Origin of the sequence: Bradyrhizobium sp. SZCCHNR3119 (assembly GCF_032487775.1) — a bacterium.
Lineage (GTDB): Bacteria > Pseudomonadota > Alphaproteobacteria > Rhizobiales > Xanthobacteraceae > Bradyrhizobium.
Genome location: NZ_JAUEUV010000001.1, coordinates 1,469,289 through 1,489,776 on the forward strand (window position 1 = coordinate 1,469,289; position 20,488 = coordinate 1,489,776).

General features: G+C 65.3%; 18 protein-coding genes. 11 read left to right on the top strand and 7 right to left on the bottom strand.

Going from position 1 to position 20,488, the window contains the following annotated elements; genetic code table 11:
• Positions 1 to 98 precede the first annotated feature (98 nt).
• Positions 99 to 1,916, bottom strand: a complete 1,818-nt coding sequence (locus QX034_RS07065) for a long-chain-acyl-CoA synthetase (protein WP_316195120.1) — start codon at positions 1,914 to 1,916, stop codon at positions 99 to 101.
• Between the two features lie 177 nt (positions 1,917 to 2,093).
• Between QX034_RS07065 and QX034_RS07070 the strand changes: the two genes are divergently transcribed.
• On the top strand, positions 2,094 to 3,119 hold the full coding sequence (locus QX034_RS07070; RefSeq protein WP_315707302.1) for a Bug family tripartite tricarboxylate transporter substrate binding protein: 1,026 nt from the start codon (positions 2,094 to 2,096) through the stop codon (positions 3,117 to 3,119).
• Here the strand turns inward: QX034_RS07070 and htpG are convergent.
• Positions 3,116 to 4,990 carry a molecular chaperone HtpG gene (htpG, locus tag QX034_RS07075; RefSeq protein WP_315727548.1) on the bottom strand — a complete coding sequence of 625 codons (1,875 nt, stop codon included), beginning with the start codon at positions 4,988 to 4,990 and terminating at the stop codon, positions 3,116 to 3,118. The two genes, QX034_RS07070 and htpG, sit on opposite strands and share 4 nt — an antisense overlap.
• 739 nt (positions 4,991 to 5,729) lie before the next feature.
• On the opposite strand from htpG, the gene QX034_RS07080 reads away from it, so the two are divergent.
• The 4 genes from QX034_RS07080 to QX034_RS07095 all read left to right on the top strand — a co-directional run bounded on the left by QX034_RS07080 (position 5,730) and on the right by QX034_RS07095 (position 8,785).
• Positions 5,730 to 6,386 (top strand): Mpo1-like protein, encoded by a 657-nt coding sequence (locus tag QX034_RS07080; RefSeq protein ID WP_315727546.1) that lies wholly within the window; start codon positions 5,730 to 5,732, stop codon positions 6,384 to 6,386.
• A gap of 152 nt (positions 6,387 to 6,538) precedes the next feature.
• Positions 6,539 to 6,949 carry a hypothetical protein gene (locus QX034_RS07085; protein WP_315707276.1) on the top strand — a complete coding sequence of 137 codons (411 nt, stop codon included), beginning with the start codon at positions 6,539 to 6,541 and terminating at the stop codon, positions 6,947 to 6,949.
• A 237-nt stretch (positions 6,950 to 7,186) separates the two neighbouring features.
• On the top strand, positions 7,187 to 8,323 hold the full coding sequence (locus tag QX034_RS07090) for an MFS transporter (protein ID WP_315727966.1): 1,137 nt from the start codon (positions 7,187 to 7,189) through the stop codon (positions 8,321 to 8,323).
• 75 nt (positions 8,324 to 8,398) lie between these two features.
• Positions 8,399 to 8,785 (top strand): MAPEG family protein, encoded by a 387-nt coding sequence (locus tag QX034_RS07095; protein ID WP_315707277.1) that lies wholly within the window; start codon positions 8,399 to 8,401, stop codon positions 8,783 to 8,785.
• A gap of 24 nt (positions 8,786 to 8,809) precedes the next feature.
• On the opposite strand, the gene QX034_RS07100 is transcribed toward QX034_RS07095, so the two are convergent.
• From QX034_RS07100 to QX034_RS07110, 3 genes are read right to left on the bottom strand one after another with little or no spacing between them, the layout of a single operon-like run.
• The gene (locus QX034_RS07100; protein WP_315707278.1) at positions 8,810 to 9,382 is read right to left on the bottom strand and encodes a peroxidase-related enzyme; all 573 of its coding nucleotides are present in this window, start codon (positions 9,380 to 9,382) and stop codon (positions 8,810 to 8,812) included.
• Positions 9,379 to 9,870: a hypothetical protein gene (locus QX034_RS07105; RefSeq protein ID WP_316195121.1), complete on the bottom strand. Its 492-nt coding sequence runs from the start codon at positions 9,868 to 9,870 to the stop codon at positions 9,379 to 9,381. Before QX034_RS07105 ends, QX034_RS07100 begins: the two co-directional genes overlap by 4 nt.
• On the bottom strand, positions 9,867 to 11,027 hold the full coding sequence (locus QX034_RS07110) for a PLP-dependent cysteine synthase family protein (RefSeq protein WP_315707280.1): 1,161 nt from the start codon (positions 11,025 to 11,027) through the stop codon (positions 9,867 to 9,869). The genes QX034_RS07105 and QX034_RS07110 overlap by 4 nt, the downstream gene beginning before the upstream one ends.
• 128 nt (positions 11,028 to 11,155) lie before the next feature.
• Here QX034_RS07110 and QX034_RS07115 point away from each other — a divergent pair, with 128 nt between their 5' ends.
• From QX034_RS07115 to QX034_RS07125, 3 genes are read left to right on the top strand one after another with little or no spacing between them, the layout of a single operon-like run.
• Entirely contained in the window at positions 11,156 to 12,133 is a 978-nt protein-coding gene (locus QX034_RS07115; RefSeq protein ID WP_316195123.1) for a LysR family transcriptional regulator, read from the top strand.
• Positions 12,130 to 13,611, top strand: coding sequence for an NAD(P)/FAD-dependent oxidoreductase (locus QX034_RS07120; protein ID WP_316195125.1), 1,482 nt, complete (start codon positions 12,130 to 12,132; stop codon positions 13,609 to 13,611). Before QX034_RS07115 ends, QX034_RS07120 begins: the two co-directional genes overlap by 4 nt.
• A 25-nt stretch (positions 13,612 to 13,636) precedes the next feature.
• Entirely contained in the window at positions 13,637 to 14,959 is a 1,323-nt protein-coding gene (locus QX034_RS07125) for an MFS transporter (protein ID WP_316195127.1), read from the top strand.
• A gap of 33 nt (positions 14,960 to 14,992) precedes the next feature.
• Here the strand turns inward: QX034_RS07125 and QX034_RS07130 are convergent, their stop codons facing one another.
• Positions 14,993 to 15,769, bottom strand: coding sequence for a hypothetical protein (locus QX034_RS07130; RefSeq protein ID WP_315707283.1), 777 nt, complete (start codon positions 15,767 to 15,769; stop codon positions 14,993 to 14,995).
• 257 nt (positions 15,770 to 16,026) lie between these two features.
• On the opposite strand from QX034_RS07130, the gene QX034_RS07135 reads away from it, so the two are divergent.
• Complete coding sequence (locus QX034_RS07135) at positions 16,027 to 17,253, top strand: MFS transporter (RefSeq protein ID WP_315707284.1); 1,227 nt, start codon at positions 16,027 to 16,029, stop codon at positions 17,251 to 17,253.
• 36 nt (positions 17,254 to 17,289) lie between these two features.
• Here QX034_RS07135 and QX034_RS07140 read toward each other — a convergent pair whose 3' ends face one another.
• Complete coding sequence (locus QX034_RS07140; protein ID WP_315707285.1) at positions 17,290 to 18,093, bottom strand: MBL fold metallo-hydrolase; 804 nt, start codon at positions 18,091 to 18,093, stop codon at positions 17,290 to 17,292.
• Positions 18,094 to 18,402: 309 nt separating this feature from the next.
• Between QX034_RS07140 and QX034_RS07145 the strand changes: the two genes are divergently transcribed.
• Both QX034_RS07145 and QX034_RS07150 read left to right on the top strand, forming a co-directional pair.
• Positions 18,403 to 19,299: a LysR family transcriptional regulator gene (locus tag QX034_RS07145; RefSeq protein WP_315707286.1), complete on the top strand. Its 897-nt coding sequence runs from the start codon at positions 18,403 to 18,405 to the stop codon at positions 19,297 to 19,299.
• Between the two features lie 151 nt (positions 19,300 to 19,450).
• The gene (locus tag QX034_RS07150) at positions 19,451 to 20,380 is read left to right on the top strand and encodes an AEC family transporter (RefSeq protein ID WP_316195129.1); all 930 of its coding nucleotides are present in this window, start codon (positions 19,451 to 19,453) and stop codon (positions 20,378 to 20,380) included.
• Positions 20,381 to 20,488: the final 108 nt, after the last annotated feature.

Consider the following 20,488-nt stretch of genomic DNA (forward strand, 5'->3'; position numbering starts at 1 on the left):
GGAAAAGGTGAAGGGAACACGGGACCAGCCCGAGCTTTCATCGCCTTGGTAAATGCATTGCAGCGCTTGCTACTGAAGGTGGCCCTCGCCCGATCTCGTCATAGCCTGATCTCCCCGGCTGCGATCCTCCCATAGGTCGCCGCATCGAGCGGATGGTAATTCCCGGTCGCGGCATTTCTGACAAACAAAGGATCGCGGACGATTCCCGGATCGAAACCGTCGCCCATCAATTGCTGCTTCTTCTGCTTGAAAGTCTCGGTCGCATCGAGCGAAGGGACGATGCGCAAGGCGACCGGCTGGGCATAGGCCGGCAGCCGGCGCGCAAGCTCCACGGCGAAGGCTGAGAGATCGAAATCACCGCCGGTCACCAGTGCGGCCATGCCGGCACGCCCGTCGGCGCCCGGCACGACCACGCCGTAAGTTGCGGCTTCGATCACACCGGGACATTGCAGGATCGCGGCATTGACCTCGCCGGTCGCGACATTTTCGCCTTTCCAACGAAAGGTGTCTCCAACCCGATCGACGAAATAGAAGAAGCCCTGCTCGTCCTGCCGCATCAGGTCGCCGGTGCGAAACCAAGCGTCGCCGTGTGAAAAGACGTCACGCAAGATTTTCTTCTCGGTCTCGCCGGCGTCAGTGTAACCCTCGAAACGGCCGCCGCCGGAATCGGCCGTGCCGATCCGTCCGATCGCCTCGCCTATTTCACCGCGCGCGCAAGGGCTGCAAAGCCCGTCCGCGCCGCGCATCGGTCCACCCGTATCCTGGTCGATCCGGACGATCGCGGCCGGGAAGCGGTGGGCGAGCAGCGACGGCACGCGGCCGATCGAGCCAGGCCGGCCCTCGACATTGTAAAGCGAGAAATTGCCTTCCGTCGCGGCGTAGAATTCGAGCATCTGCGGGATCGCAAAGCGGGCCTGAAAGGCCTCCCAGATGTCGCCCCGCAGGCCGTTGCCGCAGGCGAGCCGCAAACGATGGGCGCGATCGAGCTCCGACGGCAGCGCCTTCAACAGATAGCGGCAGAGCTCGCCGATATACTGAAACAGCGTGCAGTCGTAGCGAACGATGTCGCGCCAGAAATGGCGCGCGGAAAATTTCTCGGTCAGAACGGCACTCGCGCCGGCACGCAGCATGCAGCAAGGCGCGACGATGCCGCCGACCGAGTGATAGAGCGGCAGGCAATCATAGAGCCGGTCCTCCGGCGTGGCGCCGGTAAGTCCTGCGAACCAGCCACCCCAATTGAGGATGCGGCGGTGACTGATGCTGGCGGCCTTCGGCAGACCTGTCGTGCCGGAGGTGTAGATCAGCAATGCGCGGTCGTTGATGGTGGTGCCACGCCGTTCCGCCGCAGATAAGGGCCTATCGTCGATCAGCGCGAGCGCCGCGGCGATGTTTGTCGCGCTACGATGCTCGCCATAGGTCCAGATCGTGGGGGCAGCCGGGATCAGCGGCGCGGCCTCCTGATAGGACTCCGCGAAGTGGTCGGCGAGGATGACGTGCAAGGGCTTGGCGACGTTGATGCAATGCGCAAGCGAGGCGCCGACGAGATTGGTATTGATCAGCGCGACCACAGCGCCGACCCGGCTGATGCCAAGCCATGCCGCCAAATAGTCCGGCCGGCTCGGCACCATCAGGCAGACCGTATCGCCCGGCGCGATGCCGGTTGCGAGCGCCCAGCGTGCATATTGGTTGATGCGCGCCGCAAGCTCGCGATAGCTGAAGCTTTCACCTTCCGATATCAGCGCCGGCCGCTGCGGCGCCGCTTCCGCCCATCCGTCGATGATGTCGGCGAACAGCCGCGCCGGTTCGGCCTCGATGCGCGAGGTCAGCTCGATTGCCTTCAGCCAGGTCTTCGCCGTCGACGGCAGCCCGCCTGACCGCGGCCGTTCCGCCGATCGATCCCAAAGCCCTGAATTCATTGCCGACCACCACCTGTCTCGCCCCGATATAGGCGGCCACGGCCTGCATAGCCGTTAACCGGCAGGGTTAACCCGGAACGATCAGGCCAGACGCGAATGCGACGTCCTTCCTTTACGAAGTTGAGGGAATTCGCGTGTAGGCTGCATATCGGTGAAACATGCCAAAGCAAGGCCGGCATGCGCGATGGAACCTTAACGGAAACCACCAAGGATGTGACGTTTACCAGACGTGCCTGGCTGCGTTCCGCAGCGTGGGCCACCATGGCCGCGAGCCCCGTTGCCGCTGCGCTTCCGGCTTGGGCCCAGCCCTATCCCACCCGGCCGGTCACCTGGGTCATTCCGTTCGCACCCGGCGGAGCCACCGACCAGCTGTCCACCCCCATCAGCAAACTGCTGACGGCGCGTCTCGGCCAACCCTTCACGCTTGAACATCGTCCAGGTGCCGGCGGCAATGTCGCCACCCGAAGCGTGGTCGAGGCCGCGCCGGACGGCTACACGATCCTGGCGACCTCGACCGCCAATCTCATCGGGACCTCGTTCGATCCGTCGCTGCCGTTCGACGTCACGAAAGACCTCGCGGCGGTCGCCGGCATGGCCCGGATGCCGCTGCTGCTGCTGGTCAATAACGATCTGCCGGTGCGCAACCTGGCCGAGTTTGTCGCCTATGCGAAGGGCAATCCCGGCAAGCTCAGCGTCAGCACCGCGGGGCCCGGCACCGTCCAGCATCTGTCGGCAGAACTGTTCCGCAGCAAGGCCGGGATCAAGTGGACGATCGTCCATTATCGCGGCTCCTCTCCCGCGCTGGTCGATGTCGCCTCCGGCCATGTTCACGCCGCTTTCGACAACGCTGCATCCGCCTTGGAGACGGTCAAAGCCGGCAAGCTCCGCGCGATTGCGGTCACGACCCAGACCCGATCGGAGAGGCTGCCAGACCTGCCTCCCATCGCCGACGTGCTGCCTGGCTTCGCAACGTCGGGCTTCTATGGTGTGGCGGTGCCGCGCGATACGCCGCGACCGATCGTCGAGTTGCTGAACCGCGAGATCAATGCGGCACAAGCCGATCCCGCGATCAGGCAACACTACGCCGAATTGGGCGCAATCCCGCTCGCCGGCACTGTCAGCGAATACAACGCCGTCGTCGCTGCGGAATCGGTCCGCTGGCGCAACGTCGTCGCGCTGCTGGATGTCCGCAAGACGGATTAGGCCGTAACGCCCTGCACCACCAACCGGTTGAGCCGGGCCGCGAACGCCGCGGGGTCCTCGGGCAACTCGCCATCCAGAATCTGGGCCTGCTCCAGCAGCAGGAACGACATGTCGTCGACCTTGGCCTTGTCGGCGGCGGCCTTCGCAATGGCGACCACGAGTGGGTGACGCAGATTGATCTCGAGGATCGGCTTGGAGCGTGCACCGCGTGCCTGCTGCGACAGGATGCGCTCCAGCTCACGGTCCGGACCATGGCTGCCGGCGACGAGACAGGAGGCACTGGTGGTAAGCCGGGTCGAGACCTTGACGTCGGTGACGCGATCGCCCAGGCTCGCCTTGATCAGCGCGATGGTCTCGGCCTCATTGGCGGCCGGCTTGGCCTCGTCCTCGGTCTTGTCCTCGGTGAGTGGGATCAAATCGAAATCGATGTCGCCCTGGCTCAGCGACTTCAGCGGCTTGCCGTCATGCTCCAGCCGCGCCGAGGTCCAGAAGGCGTCGACCGGATCGGTCAACAGCAGCACCTCGATGCCGCGCGCTTTCGCTGCCTCCAGCCGCGGATTGGACTTCAGCCGCTCGACGCTGTCGCCGACCAGGAAGTAGATCTCGGTCTGGTTGGGCTTGAGGTCCGCGACGTACTGTTTCAGCGACCGCCGCTCGCCTGTCGTCGTCGTGAAGCGCGAGAGCGAAAGCAGCTTGTCGCGCCGCTCGAAATCTTCATAGAGGCCTTCCTTGATCACGGCTCCGAAGGCGTCCCAGATCTTGTCGAAGTTGTCGGCGTCCTTCTCGGCGAGTTGCTCCAGCTCGCCGATCACGCGGCCGGTGACGGCCTTTCTGATCTGCGCGAGCTGCGGATTGTTCTGCAGCATCTCGCGCGAGATGTTGAGCGGCAGATCCTCGCTGTCGATCACGCCGCGGATGAAGCGCAAATAGGCCGGCAGGATATCCGCCTCGTCGGTGATGAAGACGCGTCGGACGTAGAGCTTCACCTTGCCCTTGCGCGCCGGCTCGAACAGGTCGAACGGCTTGGTCGAGGGCGCAAACAGCAGCACCGCGTAGGAGTAGCGGCCCTCGGCGCGGTAATGCAGCGTCAAGGCCGGTTCGTCGAATGCGTTCGCGATCGACTTGTAGGCCTGCTTGTAGTCGTCGGCCGAGAGTTCCGATTTCGAGCGCTGCCACAGCGCGCTGGCGGAGTTGATCTGGCGCGGCTCGCCCTCCTCCGGCACCAGTTCGATCGGGAACTGGATGTTATCCGAATAGGCGGTGACGATACGCTCGATCTCGTAGGTCTCGAGATATTTCTTGGCGTCCTCCTTCAGATGCAGCACGATCTCGGTGCCGCGGGTGACGCGCTTGGCGTCCGCCTCGGAGGCCGGCGCCACCTCGAACCCGGAGCCGCCGGAGGACGACCAGGTCCAGACCTCATCCGCTCCGGCGCGGCGACTGGTCACGACGATGCGGTCTGCGACCATGAAGGCGGAATAAAACCCGACGCCGAACTGGCCGATCAGGCCGGTGCCGTCCTTGGCCTCAGCCAGTTTCTGCACGAACGCCTTGGTACCGGAACGGGCGATGGTGCCGAGATGGTCGATCAGCTCCTGCCGGTCCATGCCGATGCCGGTGTCGGCGACGGTCAGGGTATCGGCCGCCTTGTTCGGGATGATGCGGATCTTCGGCGCTTCGCCGCCGCCGATCAGTTCCGGCTTGGCGATCGCCTCATAGCGCAGCTTGTCGCAGGCATCGGAGGCATTGGAAATCAGCTCGCGCAGAAAGATCTCGGTCTCCGAGTAGACCGAGTGCACCATCAGATTCAGGAGCTCGGAGACCTCGGCTTGAAATTGGTGGGACACGGTGGCGGTGTCGGTCATCGTCATGCGTCAGCTCAAGGAAATGGTTTTGGAAGGCACCGTCGATATAGCGCGGCGACCACCGGGATCAAGCCTTGGTATCCAGGCAATGCATCCAAGCCGCGATATCCAAGTCCCGACATTCAAGCCTTGACATCCAGGTTTGGCATCCAGGCATTGACATGCGGACTTGGCATCCGGACTTGGCATCCACCCGCTCAGCGAGCCCCCTCCCCGTTCGTACGGCGAATGGTGAGATCGACTGCAACCGCACCGGGCGCCAGCGGGCGGGCTCCGACGGAGTGCCACATGGCGCTGTTGACTGCACCGCGGATGCGCCCGCCCACGCGCGGCCCGCCATGCCGATCGAGAACGCCGTGACCCCGGCGCTGGAGGTGCCGGCCCTCGACCAGCCGGTTGAAACCAATAGCGCCGGCTACAACGACGCCTCACCGAGACCCACCGAGAGAGAAGCCGTTCGACCGCTCCCTCGTCTTCCGACCTGACGACCCGACTGCAGCAGCCATTTTCTTCGATGCCGCGGTCGCTTTGGCCGACGTCCTTTGACCTGGATCAATGACGGGATTGCTCCGCTGCGGGCACTTTGCCTGATCGGCGCCTCGATAGTGACCAGCTACTTAGTTGCATATGCAACAAATAATCCACGGCGCGATCGCTTTCATTGTGACAACATCATAATGTCACGCAACCTTCACTGAAGCGCTTTACGGCTCGCCTCGCACTCCACAACGGCACGGGGATTCGCATGGCGAGCTACTACAGGACCCTGCAAACGCAGCGTTTCGACGACTACCGCTACTATCATCAGAGCCGGATCAATCAGACGCTCCACCTGATCAGCGCGGTGATCTTCCTGGTCACCTATGCCCTCCTGTTCAAGGATCCGGCCATGGCCGGCCTGATCGGATGGCTCGCGATGCTGACACGGCAAACCGGCCACTTCTTCTTCGAGCCGAACGGCTATGACAAAGTGAACGAAGTCACCAACGAGTACAAAGAGACCATCAAGGTCGGCTACAATCAGAAGCGCAAGATTGTGCTCTTGCTGGTCTGGGGCATGGTCCCGGTGATGCTGTTCGTGTTTCCGACCCTGTTCGGCCTGTTCTCCTCGCCCGTGAGCCGGATGGACTTCGTCCGTCATGTCGGCCTGCTCTGGCTTGCGGTCGGGATCGGCGGCAGCCTGTTCCGGACCATCCAGCTGTTCGCGATCAAGGACGTCGGAACGGGACTGACCTGGGCGTTCAAGGTGCTGACCGACCCGTTCCACAATATCGCGCTGTACTGGAAATCGCCTCTCGCACTTGCCCGCGGCGAACTGATCGATCCGACCATCAAGGACGCCTCGCATTGGGGCGCGGTCGATGACGAGATCGAGGCCGAAGAAGCCGCGCACCTGACCTGAGGGCGCGATCCGATCGCCCCGCCGCTGGCAAGCCGGCGGCGGGAGCGGTATCCGGCGAGAGCGACGGCGCCGAAAAGCTCGCTCTACATGGAACAACTCCCGATGTCTGCCGTTGCGGCCTTCAGTGCTGGTGGCATGAGGAGTTCTTCGCCATGTGTGACTACAGCTTGCATACCGTCTCGTCCCGCGATGCCGAAATTTCCGACGTGCTGATGTCCTGCCGCTTTCCGGGCACCGAGACCCGCGGCTTCTGCAGCAAAGAAGACCCTTTGACCGCGGTTTGCCTGCGTCCGGGGACCGAGCTCGCGTTCGACGACGACGTCCGCATCAAGGGCCTGTTCTTCCGGCGCAAGGTCGGTGCGCATCTCGCCCGCTTCCGCAAGGTCGATACCAATAGGCCGACCGAACATCACGACGCGCTGGAATTCTCCAACGGCCGGATCGTCAAGGTCACGGACCTCGCCACCGGCCAGCGCGCCCGCGTGCTGCAACTGCCGGCCGAGCACGCACCCAAGCGCACCGCCAGCCCGGTGACGATCGAGCTGCGGGCAACGCAGCCCTGAAGGCAAACGCCAGCGCACCGGTGTCAGGCGCAGCGCCTCAACGCAACGCCTGACCCGCGGCCGTTGCCCGCCGCAGGCTCGCGGCGCGGTGATCGGGTGGTGGCGCCAGGATAGGGGGACGGCCGCCGCATGCCGACGATCGCCGGTCACGTTTCCGCATCCGAAGCGGCGGCGCCCGTCGCCGGCTGGACCAGCGAGCAGAGACACGTCGTCGCGGCGAGCTTTCTGGGCTGAACGCTGGATGCATTCGACTTCTTCCTGCTCGTCTTCGTGCTGAAGGACATCGCCGCCGAGTTCCGCACCGATATTGCCGATGTCAGCTTTGCCATCCTGCTGACGCTCGCGATGCGACCGATCGGGGCGCTGCTGTTCGGTCGCGCCGCGGACCGTTGGGGCCGCCGTCCGACCCTCATGATCGATGTGCTGTTCTACTCCATCCTCGAATTTACCTCCGGCTTCGCGCCGAGCTTGACCGCGCTGCTGTTGCTGCGGGCGCTCTACGGCATCGCAATGGGCGGCGAATGGGGCGTGGGGGCTTCGCTTGCGATGGAGACGGTGCCGCCACACGCGCGCGGCCTGGTTTCCGGCCTGCTGCAATCCGGTTATCCCACCGGCTATTTCCTCGCCTCGATCGTCTACGGGTCGTTGTTCCCGCTGATCGGCTGGCGCGGCATGTTCATGGTCGGCGTGATTCCGGCGCTGCTCGTGCTCTATATCCGCCGGAGCGTGCCGGAATCGCCAGCCTTTGCGAAAGGCCGCGCCGCTGGCGGCGCAGGCACGCTGCAATTGCTGCGCTCGCATTGGCGGCTCGGCCTCTACGCGGTGGTGCTGATGACCGCGTTCAATTTCTTCAGCCGCGGCACCCAGGACATCTACCCGACCTTCCTGGAGCTGCAGCACAAGCTCTCGCCGCACCAGGTCAGCCTGGTCGCGATCATCTACAATATCGGCGCCATCTGCGGCGGACTGCTGTTCGGCGTGCTCTCCGAACGCTATGGCCGCCGGCGCTGCATCATCGCCGCCGCGCTCCTGTCCCTGCCGGTGGTCCCGCTCTGGGCCTATGGCAGCAGCATCGCACTGTTGGCGCTCGGCGCATTCCTGATGCAATTCATGGTGCAGGGCGCCTGGGGCATCATCCCCGTGCATTTGAACGAACTGTCGCCCGCCGATGCCCGCGGCACCTTTCCGGGCTTCGTCTACCAGCTCGGCAATCTCATTGCCTCGGTCAATGCGCCACTCCAGGCCGGCATCGCCGCGCATTACGGCGGCAACTATGCCTTCGCTCTCGCCTGTGTCGCGGCGGTGGTCGCGGTTCTGATCGCAGTATTCACGGCGTTCGGCCGCGAGGCGCGCGGCATCAGCTTCGTGAACTAGACGGCCGGACTGGCAACTCCGGTTCCGATCCTGCTATGTCTCCGGTTGCGTCCGTCAGACCGGGGGATTTTAGCCGTGACCATTGCCATCACCTGTACCGCTGTGCTTGGCCTGCTGCTGTTCGGGCTCGGCCTCAACGTCTCCATCACGCGCAGGCGCCACGCCAAGGGCATCGGCCACGATACCGAACCGACCGATCCGGTGCACCGCGCGGTGCGGGCACATGGCAATACCGCGGAATATGCGCCATTCCTGGCAGTGCTATTCCTGTGGTACGCGGCACATGGCGCCCCGGCCTGGATCAATGCGGTGATCCTCATCGCCACCGCCGCCCGCGTTTTGATCGTGGCGGGGCTGCTGTGGGGCGGGCCACTGAACCGGGCCAACCCGCTGCGCGCGATCGGTGCATTGTTCACTTACATTTGCGGATTCGTGCTCGCCGCCGCGCTCGTGGTGCTGTGAGGTCCCGCAGCTCCGGCAGGCACCTCAAGCCAGCGGTTCGCCGAGCGTATGCATCAGCCGGTTGGCCCAGCCGAAGATCGCCACCGAGAGCACCAGATCGAGCTGCTCGAGCTCGCTCAGCCCCGCTTCTTTGAGGGCGCGCACGTCCGCGACGGTGGCCTCGATCGGCGTCGTCGACAGCTTGGCGGCGAAGTCGAACAGCGCCTGGTGACGCGGCTCGAGCTTGGCCTCGCGCTCATCGGCAAAGATCGCCTCGATCACATCATTGCGCTTGGTCAGGTTGAGAAAGCGCGAGGCGTGCACCGCCGTGCAATAGATGCAGCGGTTGACGACCGAGGCGCCGGTCGCGCCAAGTTCGCGTTCCGCGGAGGCAAGGCCGTCCTTGCCATACATGATCAGGTTGAACAGCGGCGAGCGGACCTCGAGCGATTCAGGATCGTGCGCCAACGTGAGGACGTAGGCCGAGACGCCCTTGTTGGACGGTGTGACCTTCATCGCAGCACGCTGTTCCGGCGTGGCCTGCGCGATGTCGACCGGGGTCACATAAGGCGACCACTCCGGAACCTCGGCCGTGAAGTCGTGGACCGGCTTCTTCATTGCCCCTCAACCTCCTTCAACAGCTCAAGGCCGGCAATCACGCGCAGCTGATAGTTCACGAACGCGGCAAGCTCGGAGAGCCGGACGATATCGGGCTCGCTGACGCCGGCCGCCTTCAAGGCCTCGATATCGTTGCGCGTCGCTTGCCGCGGCGCTCTCGTCAGCATGTCGGCGTGAACAGCCATCGCATCCTGCCGGGGATCGCCGCTCACCGCGCCGGGCTGCGCAAGCACCGCGACCTCGGCGTCTCCGGCATGCGCGAAATAGCCCTCATAATGCGCAACCAAGGCGTCGTTGCCGACATGGCGACACATCCGCGCCGCCAATGCCGCGCGTAAGGCGTGGCTCAGGCCACCGGGATCGCGCGGCACCAGCACGGCATCATGCGCCGCCTCGCTCAACCGCATCACCTCGGCGCGGATCTTGAGCGCCTCGCCGAGCCTGGAGCCGGGCGGCACGCCCGCAAGCTTTTCGATCAGCGTGGTCATGCGGCACCTCTCGAATGGCAGGGATTGTCGGCATCCTGAACCGAAACAGTCAAAGACTGCCCCGTCTCCAGGAAGGCCGCCAGCGCGGCCTCGTAAGGCGCGGGATCGAGCCCGCGCGCAGCGAGCCAGCTCGGCTCATAATAGGTCTGGCGATAGCGCTCGCCGGAATCGCAGATCAGCGTCACCAGCGATCCGGTCTGCCCGGTACGGCGCATCTCCGCCGCAAGCCGGCACAGCGCCAGGAAGTTCGTCCCCGTCGAGCCACCGACGGAACGTGGCAGCCGCCGCGTCAACACGTTCATGGCCGCGATTGACGCGGCATCCGGCACCTTCATCATGCGATCGACCACGCCCGGAACGAAGGACGGTTCGCAGCGCGGGCGCCCAACGCCTTCGATCAGCGATGGTCGCTCGCACACGCGCGTGCAATCACCGGCGCAAAAGGCATCGAAAAACGCCGAGTGCTCGACATCGGCGACACAGAGCCTGGTCGGATAGCGCCGGTAGCGCAAATAGCGCCCGATCGTGGCAGAGGTGCCGCCGGTGCCGGCACCCATCACGATCCACTCCGGCACGGGGTGCCGCTCGCCGGCGAGCTGCGTGAAGATCGACTCGGCGATGTTGTTGTTGCCACGCCAGTCGGTCGCCCGTTCGGCGAAGGTGAACTGATCCATGTAGTGACCACCGAGGTGACCCGCGAGCGCGGCGGCCTCGGCATAGAGCGCGCGCCCGTCGTCGATCAAATGGCAGTTGCCGCCATAATGCGCGATCGCGGCGATCTTCTCGGCCGAGGTGGTGCGCGGCATCACCGCATAGAACGGCACGCCGATCATCTGCGCGAAATAGGCTTCCGACACTGCGGTCGAGCCGGACGAGGCCTCGACCACCGGCGTGCCCTCGCGGATATGGCCGTTGCAGAGCGCATAGAGAAACAGCGAGCGCGCCAGCCGATGCTTGAGGCTGCCGGTCGGATGGGTCGACTCGTCCTTGAGATAAAGGTCGATGCCTGCGAGCGCCGGCACGATCAGCCGGATCAGATGCGTATCGGCGGTGCGGCACTGGTCAGCCTCGATCGCGGCGACCGCATCGTCGGCCCAGCCGCGGCGGAAGTTCGGTCCGGCGGCGGGATGGCGAAAGACGGGAGGTGGTGTCGACATGGGCAGCAAGGGACCATAATACGAATTGTGCATCAAGATTAATCTGTCATTCTTGTGGTGAATGATCGGGCAAAGCCCGGCTGAACTTTATGCTTCAAGCAAATTGATGTTGGTGCATAATGCCTGGAATGCATGATGACGTGATCGACATCCGGCTCCTCGAAGCCTTCGCCGCGGTGATGTCCGCCGGCAGCATCACCGGCGCGGCGAAGCTGCTCGGCCGATCGCAGCCCGTGGTGACGCGGCAGATCCAGGATCTCGAAGCCGACGTCGGCTATCAGCTGTTCTCGCGCAACGGCCCGCGCATCGCGCCGACGGCGAAAGGGGTGCTGTTCCACGCCGAGGTCGAGCGGCTGCTGCTCGGGCTGAAGCACGTCCGCGAACGGGCGGCGGCGATCGGCGCTGGCGCTCTGCCGGTGCTGAGCCTGGCCGCGATCCCCGCGCTCGCCGCCGGCGTGGTGCCGGGTGCGCTCGCCGCGATCGACGGCGATCTGCTGCCGGCCCACGTCCATGTGCAGTCGCTCTCGGCGGAGAATGTCGCGCAATCCGTGCTGTCCCAGTCGGCCGATTTCGGCCTGGCAAGCCTGCCGATCCAGCATCCCGGCCTCGACGTGCACTGGGTGTGCGAGGTGCCCTGTGTGGCGTGCCTCGCCGCCGATCATCCGCTCGCGAAGAAGAAGGCGATCCGGCTGAAGGACCTCACCGGCCGCCGGCTCCTGACCATGGCCAATCCATATCGACTGCGGCGTCGCGTCGAAGCGGCACTCGAGCGTGCAGGCGTCAGGCCGCGGGAGATGATCGAAACCAACGCCTCGCTGGCCGCGATCGCCATGGCCAAGCAGTCGCTCGGCATCGCCATCATCGAACCGGTGCTGACCGCAGGCCTCGACATGAGCGGCGTCGTCACGCGGCGGCTCGACGTGGCCATCCCGTTCCTGTTTGCCGCGATCTCGCCGGCCGGACGTGAGCTCAGCCCGACCGTGGCTGCCTTGAACCAGGCGGTGCGCGCCGCGGTGACCTTGATGCCGGGTGCCAGACTGCATGAAGGCAGCGCTGCCTTCGCCGACGCCCCCGACGCCGATCAATTCGAAAGAGCCGACCGATGACGATGACCACGCCCGATGCCGCAGGACTCGCTGCGCTGGAAGCGCGCCTGCGGCAGGACCTCGCCTGGCTGGAATGGCCGGCCAAATCATGGGTGCCGCGTCGCGTGATCGATGGGCAGGAGGTCGTCGACGTCGTCATTGTCGGCGGCGGCATGGCCGGGCTGGTGGCCTCTGCGATGCTCAAGCGCTTCGGCGTCGACAATCATTTGGTGCTGGATCGCGCCAGGGCCGGCCACGAAGGTCCGTGGGTCACCTATGCCCGCATGCTCACGCTGCGGTCGCCGAAGGAACTAACCGGGCCCGCCATGGGCCTGCCGGCGCTCACCTTCCGCGCCTTCTATGAGGCGCAGTTCGGCTACGACTCCTGGGAGAAGCTCGACCGCGCACCGCGCACGCTCTGGATGGACTATCTGATCTGGTACCGCAAGGTGCTCAATCTGCCGGTGCACAATGAGGCCGCGGTCGAGCGCATCTGCGCGCGCAGCGATGACCTGCTGGCGCTCGACATCCGCAAGGCCGGGACCTCGCGGCAGATCCTTGCACGGCACGTCGTGCTCGCCACCGGACGCGACGGTCTCGGCGGCCCGTACGTGCCTGAGATCGCCGCGCGAATTGACCGTCGTTTCCGGGCCCATACCGCCGAGATGATCGATTTCGCTCGCCTCGCGGGCAAGCGGGTCGCGGTGGTCGGCGCCGGCGCATCGGCGATGGACAATGCGGCGATGGCGCTCGAAGCGGGCGCGGCGCGGCTCGACCTGTTCATCCGCAGACCCGACATTCCGCGCATCAACAAATTCACCGGCATCGGCAGCCAGGGCGTGGTGCACGGCTTTGCCGGCCTGCCGGACGAATGGAAATGGCGCTTCCTCGATCACACCATCAAGGCGCAGACGCCGCCGCCACGTCCCTCGGTATTGCGCGTCTCGGCCTTCGCGCAGGCGCATTTTCACTTGGCGAGCCCGATCATCGATCTCACCGAAATCGGCGACCATGTCGTCGTGAGCACGCCGAAGGGCCGCCACGAGGTCGACTTCATCATCTTCGGGACCGGATTCGAGGTGGATCTTGCGCGGCGGCCCGAGCTCGCCGAATTCGCCCCACACATCCGCTTCTGGCGCGATCGCTTTCCGCCCCCGGAAGGAATGGAAAATGCGGAGCTGGAATCCTCGCCCGATCTCGGCGACAGCTTCGAATTCCTCGAGAAGATGCCGGGCGTCTGCCCCGCATTGTCGCGGCTGCACTGCTTCAACTATCCGGCCACGCTCAGTCACGGCAAGCTTTCCGGCGACATCCCCGCGATCAGCGAGGGCGCAGACCGGCTCGCACGCGGCATCGTGCGACGGCTGTTCGTCGATGATCGCGAGCGGCATTTCGAATATCTGAAGGCCTTCGCCACGCCCGAGATCCTCGGTGACGAATGGACCGACGCCGACGCACCGGCCGCGCCGCAGCCGGCGGCGCTCGACGCTTCCACCTGACTTCGAACCGAACGGGCACGCGCCTATGCAAAAGACCAACAGGACGGCCGTCGTGGCGGCCATCGCCGGCAATGCGATGGAATGGTACGATTTCACGGTGTTCGCGCTGATGACGCCGGTCATCAAGACCCTGTTCTTCCCGGTCGATCCGAAAGTGCCCGGCAGCGAGATCAATGCGCTGCTGTTGACCACGGCGCTGTTCGGGACCGGGTTCTTCATGCGGCCGGTCGGCGGACTCCTACTCGGCTATTTCGGCGACATCAAAGGGCGCAAAGCCGCGATGACGCTCGGCATGGCACTGATGGCGCTCTCGGTGGCACTCTTGGCGCTGACGCCGACCTACGCCACCGCGGGCCTCGCCGCGCCGTTCATCGTGTTGATCGCGCGGCTGCTGCAGGGCTTTTCGGTCGGCGGCGAGTTCGGCACCTCCACCGCCTATCTGATCGAGGCGGCGCCGCCCGGACGCACCGGCCTGTACGGATCCTGGCAGATCGGCGGACAATTGATGGCCAATGCGCTGGGCGCGACGCTCGGGGCCGGGATCACCCTGCTGTTCACACCGGAGCAGCTCAGCGCCGGCGCCTGGCGTATTCCCTTCATCGTCGGCCTTGCCATCGTGCCGATCTTGTTCGTGATGCGCGCCAGGCTCGCCGAGCCAGAGGCGTTCTCCCGCATCAAGGCGGCAACACACAGCGAAACATTTGCGGCGGCACTGAGATATCCCGGGCGCAATTACCTCATCGGCATGGGCATGGTGGTCGCGAGCGCGGTCTCGTTCTACGTCACCTTCGGCTACACCGTGACCTACGCCAGGGAGGTGCTGAAGCTGCCGCTGATGCAGAGCTACCTGGTGCAGCTGATCGCGGCGGCGGCGATGATCGCCGTCGTGCCGCTCGCCGGCGCCATCTCCGACCGCTATCCGCGCAAGCCGCTGCTGCTCGCCTCGCTGATCGGCTATTTCGCGTTGCTCTATCCGCTCTACGCCTGGGTGATTGCGGCGCCTTCGATCGGCAAGCTCCTGATCTGCCAAGTCGTGATCGGTTGCTTCAGTGCCTTTTTCCTCGGCGTGTACTGCACCACGCTGGTCGAGCTGTTCCCGGTGCGCATACGCTCAACCTCGCTCTCAATCGTCAACAACGTGGCGGTGCTGATCTTCGGCGGTTTCGCCCAGTTCTTCGTGACCTGGCTGATCGCGCTGACCGGCTCGCCACTGGCGCCAATCTTCTACGTGATGATCGGCGTCGGCCTTGGCCTCGTCGCGGTGCTCGCGATGCGCGGCGATCCGCGTGAGGTCGTGGGCGAATCGCCCGTGCCTGCAACGCTTCCGCTGCGCACGCCGAACGGCTGAGAGCGGGATGATCTCTCCCGCGCGCGTCAGCCGCTATGACAGCGCGCGGACTTTGCGTGGCCGCAGCAACAGCACGAGGACGAATGCCGCCAGCACCGCCGCAGCGGTTGCGGCAGAGAAGGCGACGAGCGAACCATAGGGCAGGATCAGCTGCGCAACGACCAGGTAGAACGAGACCACGCCGATCGCGCCGATCGCATTACCGCGGACGACCCGGAGCGCGTTGGTGCGGCCACCTTCGAGATGCGCGAACAACGTGAGCGGCCAGGCGATCACCGGAACGAGCGAGACGACGCCCGAAATGTCGGGTCCGAGAAGCCGCGCAAAGCTCGTCGTCAGCAACACCATCGTAGCCGCGGTCACGAGGCGCACCGGCAGGCTGATCGCAGGGCCGCCATGGGCGCCGCGCGGCGCACCGATGTTGTCCTTGGTCAGTCCGAGCAGGATCGCGATCATCGCCAGCACGACCGCCACCGCCAGCACCGGCGATTGCAGCGCCAGCAGGGCCCAGGCAGAAGCACAGAACACGATTACGCTGAGTGCGCAGGCGAGCGCGAGCGTGCAGACACGCGTCAACAGCGCGTAAGCCAAGTAAGCGATGAGCACAGCCGCCAATCCGGCCAGCGATGCAACCGCCGCCCGCTGCGCAAACAGCTCGCCCTGCTCGACCGCGAGATACACCGAGATCGGCCCGGAGGTCAGCGGCAAGCCCGACAGAAGCCCGCCGACAAACGTGCCCCATTGCCGTGCGGCAAGCGAGATCGCCAGCATCATCAGCGGCGTCACCGCGAGCTTGATGGCGAGCATCATCCCATCGTCCCATCTGCATCCGACTCTGCGATACTCATGACGCGCCGCGGTGCGGGCCGCAAGTGGATCCGTTCCAAGCTCGGTGCAACCGCCTTATGCGCGGGAGAAACGCCTTGCAAAGCGGCCATCACAGCTGGAGTCGGACCTAAGAGCCTCCGACCGCAACCGAGTCATGCAGCTCGGGCGGTTGCCCCGGGACGCTGCGACCTATACGCACGGGCCGCAGCCGCGACGATATCCATTCAACAGAGCTTCGCATGGCCAAGCCCGCAGCAACCGAGATCGACGCTTTCGACGAGTCCGGCCCATGGAAGCGCAATCTCTGGGTCTGCGTGTTCGGCTCGTTCACGACGATCGTCGCGATGACGCTGCTGTTGCCCTTCCTGCCGCTCTACGTCGAAGAGCTCGGCGTGAGCGACCACGCCGCGATCGTGCAATGGTCCGGCATCGCCTTCGGCGCGGCGTTCTTCACCGCGGCGCTGACCGCGCCTCTGTGGGGATGGCTGGCGGACCGCTACGGTCGCAAGCTGATGCTGATCCGGGCGAGCCTCGGCATGGCGGTGGCGATGTCACTGATCGGCATGGCGCACGATGTCTGGCAATTGGTCGGCTTGCGGTTGCTGACGGGCCTGCTCGGCGGCTATGCCTCGGGCTCGACGGTGCTGGTGGCGGCGCAGACGCCGAAATCACGGACAGGATGGGCGCTCGGCGTGCTCTCGTCCGGCATCATGGCGGGCAATCTGGTCGGCCCCCTGATCGGCGGCGTGCTGCCGCCCCGAATTGGTATCCGCGCCACCTTCCTGATGGCGGGCGCGGTCATCTTCATCACCTTCCTCGCCACGACCTTCCTGATTCATGAGGAGAAGCGGCCGCCGAAAGAGCGCAAGGCGAGGTCGCGCGGCGGCTGGTCGCTGGTGCCGGACAAGCGTCCCATCGTCGCGATGCTCGCGACCGGCGCGTTGTTGATGATCGCCAACATGTCGATCGAGCCGATCATCACGGTCTATGTCGCGCAACTGGTCGAGTCCGCGCAGGTCACCTTCGTCGCGGGTCTCGTCATGTCGGCAGCAGCGCTGGGCGCGGCGCTGTCATCGTCGCAGCTCGGCAAGCTCGCAGACCGCATCGGACATTGGAACATCGTGATCATCTGCCTAGCGATATCGGCCGTCCTGCTGATCCCGCAGGCCTTCGTGACCACGGGCTGGCAGCTCATCGTGCTGCGCTTCCTGATGGGGCTGGCGCTGGGCGGCCTGCTGCCCTGCATCGCCAGCGTGATCCGGCACAACGCGCCGGAGGCCGTCACCGGCACCCTGCTCAGCTATTCGGTGTCGGCCCAATATGCCGGGCAGGTGGTCGGGCCGGTGGCCGGCGGCTTCATCGGCGGCCATATCGGCATGCGATCCGTGTTCTTCGGCACCTGTGTCTTGATGGCGCTCGGCGCGGTCGGCAACCTCATCGTCGCCAGAAGCGTGAAGGACGGCTAGTCGGGACAGCGGCGTTCGGAGTTTACGCCGGGGCGTTCACGCGATCGCGGCGAGATAGCGCTGCACCGACACATTGAATGCGGCCTTGGCATCCGAGGCAATGTTGCGGTCCCACCAACCGCCATAGATGCGATCGAAGGCGAGCGGTGCAACGACCTCGGCGATGCGGCGGACGGCTGCCGGACCGAGCGGGATGTAGTTCGGATAGGAGTACATGAAGCTGACGTGGCGACGGTCCATCGCCACCATCGCGATGTCACCGACGAACAATGCGCCTTGTCCATCGGCGCCCTTCTTCCAATGCAGTACGGTGGCTCCGGGAAAGTGTCCGCCGGTGCGATGGAGCGCGATATCGGCCGAGAGCTGGACGCTTTCGCCCGACCACGGCACGATCGAGGCGTGTGGCCGGGTGACGAAGGCGCGGTCGTCGCCATGCAGATAAATCGGCGCGCCGCCGAATGCTTCGCTCCAATCGGCAACCGCACCATAGAAGTGCGGATGCGAGACGGCGATCGCCTTCAGCCCGCCGAGCGAGCGCACATAGGCGATGGCGGCGTCGGTGGCGAGCGGCACACAGTCCCACATCACGCAGCCGTCAGCCTCGTACAGCAGCAGCGCGCGCTGGCCGATGGCAAAGCGAGGCTCGAGCTGAAGGCCGGGGACTCCGAGGTCGTCGCGCCAGATCAGCCGATGATCGCGCAACATCTGCTCGCGGCTGAGGAAGGTTTGTCCCTCCCAGTTCACGAACTGCCGCTCGTCCTCGCAGATGGTGCAGGCGGCGGGCGGCCCTGCCGTTTCGGGAAACTGCGCACCGCATTGGGAACAGGTCCAGAGGGGCATGGATGAACCGATCAAACAGACGCAAGCCGCGCCAGTGCGGCGGATTGCACGCTTCTATCACGAGATGCCTCGGCCGCCGAGCCGATCAAGACCTCAATTTGGTTGCAACGAGCTGACCGGAAACGAGCCGGGCGGATTCGACTTCACATCTCGACAGGCCGGCGCCGCCTCGAATCCGCTCCATCGCACCACGCTCGTCCCCGCCGGAAGCAGCGGTCCCCCCGGAGGGTTGCTTTGCACCGCGTGACGATGTGAGTATCCGCTGCAGCCGCAGCGCTCGCCTCAGGCACGAAATCCGAAACCGCTTTGATGTCACTTCGCGCTCTCCGCACCTTCCTCGCCATCGCCAAGCACGGAACGTTCGCGCGGGCGGGGACCGCGATCGGGCTGACGCAATCAGCCGTGAGTCTGCAGGTGAAGGCGCTGGAACGGGAATTCGGCACGCCCCTGTTCGATCGATCGACCCGCCACCCCCGCCTGACCGAAGCCGGACGCAGGCTGCTGAGCCGTGCCGAGAACCTGGTCTCGCTCTACGACACGATTCCGGAGACGCTGAGTGATGAGCGGAATCTGACCGGGCGCCTGCGTCTGGGTGCAATCCAGACGGCGCTGGCCGGGCCGCTGCCCGAGGCGCTTGCCACCCTGCGTCAGGCACATCCGGGTCTGCGGATTCACGTGTCGGCCGGCATGTCTGCCGAGCTTGCACAGCGCGTCGCGGCCGACGAGCTCGATGCCGCGATCACCACCGAACCGGTGCGGCCCCACCCGGGTGGATTGACCTGGACCGCCCTCTACGAGGATCGGTTCTGGGTGCTCGCGCCGGAGAGCCAGGCTGGGCGCCCTCTGCAGGCGATGCTGCGCGATCTCCCCTTCATCCAATTCGATCCGCGGGCCTGGGCTGGGCGCACCATCGCGCGGGAGCTGCGGCGACAGGGCCTGGAGCCTCAGCAAGGCATGGTGCTGGACAGCCGGGACGTGATCGTCCGCATGGTCGAGCGCGGCCTCGGCGTCGCCGTAGTGCCGGTCTCGGAAGCCATGCTGCCGGCCTTACCGGCGATTCACCGCGCCCCGTTCGGCAAGCCGCAGCTGCGGCGCGACGTCGTGCTGTTGGAACGACGCGAGCGGCCGGCCAAGAAGCTGGCGGAGGCGATTGCCGAGGCAGTGCGCCAATCGATGAGGATTTCTCAAGTAAAGCAAAAGAAATAAGAATTTTTCATCAAGCCTGCTGGCGGCTAATCAGTGCCGTCGTCGCAGGAATCGCTATGCTCTCATCCACGCTCATCCTGACCGCAACGCCGGGTTCCCTGTTGCCGCAGGTCGATTGCCGTAGCTTCGCAGTGAAGCTGGAGCGACCGGCATGACCGGCGCCGTCCTCCTGGCCCTGGTGCCGGTCATTATCCTGATCGCGCTCGGTGCTTTCCTGCGCCGGCGTGTCTTTCTCGCCGAGGCATTCTGGCCGCAGGCCGAGCGCCTCGGCTACTACGTGCTTTTGCCGTCTCTGTTCCTGCACGGGCTGGCGACTGCGCGGCTCGACGCGCTGCCGGTGTTCGGGATGGCGTCCGTGCTGGTCGTCTCCACCATCCTGGTGGCCGGCCTGGTCGTGCTGCTGAGACCGTTGCTGCCGATCGATGGCGCCGCCTTCACCTCGGTGTTCCAGGGCAGCGTCCGCTTCAACAACTATGTCGGCGTATCGATCGTCGCCGGATTGTTCGGCGCCAAAGGCATCGCACTTGCGGCGATCTGCAACGCCGCCATCGTGCCGACCGTAAACGTGCTCTGCGTCATGATCTTTGCAGCCTTCGGCGCCGCGCGCATGAACGCGACCGCGATGCTGCGGCAGATCCTGGTCAATCCGCTGGTGCTCGGCTCAGCCGGAGGTATCTTGCTGCAGGCGCTCGGCCTCGGCCTGCCGTCCATGCTCGAACCCGCGCTGCGTTCGCTCGGTGCCGCATCACTGCCGCTCGGCCTGCTGTGCGTCGGCGCCGCGCTGGAGTTCGGCGCGATTCGATCCTGGGTCGGTCCGGTCGCGGTGTCATCGCTCGCCAAGTTCATCGCCATGCCGTTGGCGGCCGTTGCGGCGGCTGCAGCCACTGGGCTCACGGGCCAGGGCCTCTTCGCTGTGCTGTTGTTTCAGGCGCTGCCGACGGCCTCTTCGGCCTACATCATGGCGCGGCAGCTCGGCGGCGATGCACCGCTGATGGCCGGCATCACCGCCACCCAGACGATCCTGGCAATTCCGGCGATCCCGCTCGTGCTGGCTCTGCTTGGAGCGGCAAGAGACTTTTGACGAGACGCCTGGAAAGCGGCGAACTGCAGCGTCCGCGCACCGAAGCAACGTCGCTCGAGATTCCGTCGGACGAAATGTGCTGACCGACTCGATGAAGCTGCCGCATGT

Bases quoted from the DNA above. Each gene is read 5' to 3' on its own strand.
- QX034_RS07105 (WP_316195121.1), bottom strand. From the start codon at position 9,870: ATGACCACGCTGATCGAAAAGCTTGCGGGCGTGCCGCCCGGCTCCAGG.
- QX034_RS07130 (WP_315707283.1), bottom strand. From the start codon at position 15,769: ATGATGCTCGCCATCAAGCTCGCGGTGACGCCGCTGATGATGCTGGCG.
- QX034_RS07100 (WP_315707278.1), bottom strand. From the start codon at position 9,382: ATGAAGAAGCCGGTCCACGACTTCACGGCCGAGGTTCCGGAGTGGTCG.
- QX034_RS07065 (WP_316195120.1), bottom strand. From the start codon at position 1,916: ATGAATTCAGGGCTTTGGGATCGATCGGCGGAACGGCCGCGGTCAGGC.
- htpG (WP_315727548.1), bottom strand. From the start codon at position 4,990: ATGACGATGACCGACACCGCCACCGTGTCCCACCAATTTCAAGCCGAG.
- QX034_RS07080 (WP_315727546.1), top strand. From the start codon at position 5,730: ATGGCGAGCTACTACAGGACCCTGCAAACGCAGCGTTTCGACGACTAC.
- QX034_RS07120 (WP_316195125.1), top strand. From the start codon at position 12,130: ATGACGATGACCACGCCCGATGCCGCAGGACTCGCTGCGCTGGAAGCG.
- QX034_RS07150 (WP_316195129.1), top strand. From the start codon at position 19,451: ATGACCGGCGCCGTCCTCCTGGCCCTGGTGCCGGTCATTATCCTGATC.
- QX034_RS07145 (WP_315707286.1), top strand. From the start codon at position 18,403: ATGTCACTTCGCGCTCTCCGCACCTTCCTCGCCATCGCCAAGCACGGA.
- QX034_RS07135 (WP_315707284.1), top strand. From the start codon at position 16,027: ATGGCCAAGCCCGCAGCAACCGAGATCGACGCTTTCGACGAGTCCGGC.
- QX034_RS07125 (WP_316195127.1), top strand. From the start codon at position 13,637: ATGCAAAAGACCAACAGGACGGCCGTCGTGGCGGCCATCGCCGGCAAT.
- QX034_RS07115 (WP_316195123.1), top strand. From the start codon at position 11,156: ATGCATGATGACGTGATCGACATCCGGCTCCTCGAAGCCTTCGCCGCG.
- QX034_RS07085 (WP_315707276.1), top strand. From the start codon at position 6,539: ATGTGTGACTACAGCTTGCATACCGTCTCGTCCCGCGATGCCGAAATT.
- QX034_RS07110 (WP_315707280.1), bottom strand. From the start codon at position 11,027: ATGTCGACACCACCTCCCGTCTTTCGCCATCCCGCCGCCGGACCGAAC.
- QX034_RS07070 (WP_315707302.1), top strand. From the start codon at position 2,094: ATGCGCGATGGAACCTTAACGGAAACCACCAAGGATGTGACGTTTACC.
- QX034_RS07140 (WP_315707285.1), bottom strand. From the start codon at position 18,093: ATGCCCCTCTGGACCTGTTCCCAATGCGGTGCGCAGTTTCCCGAAACG.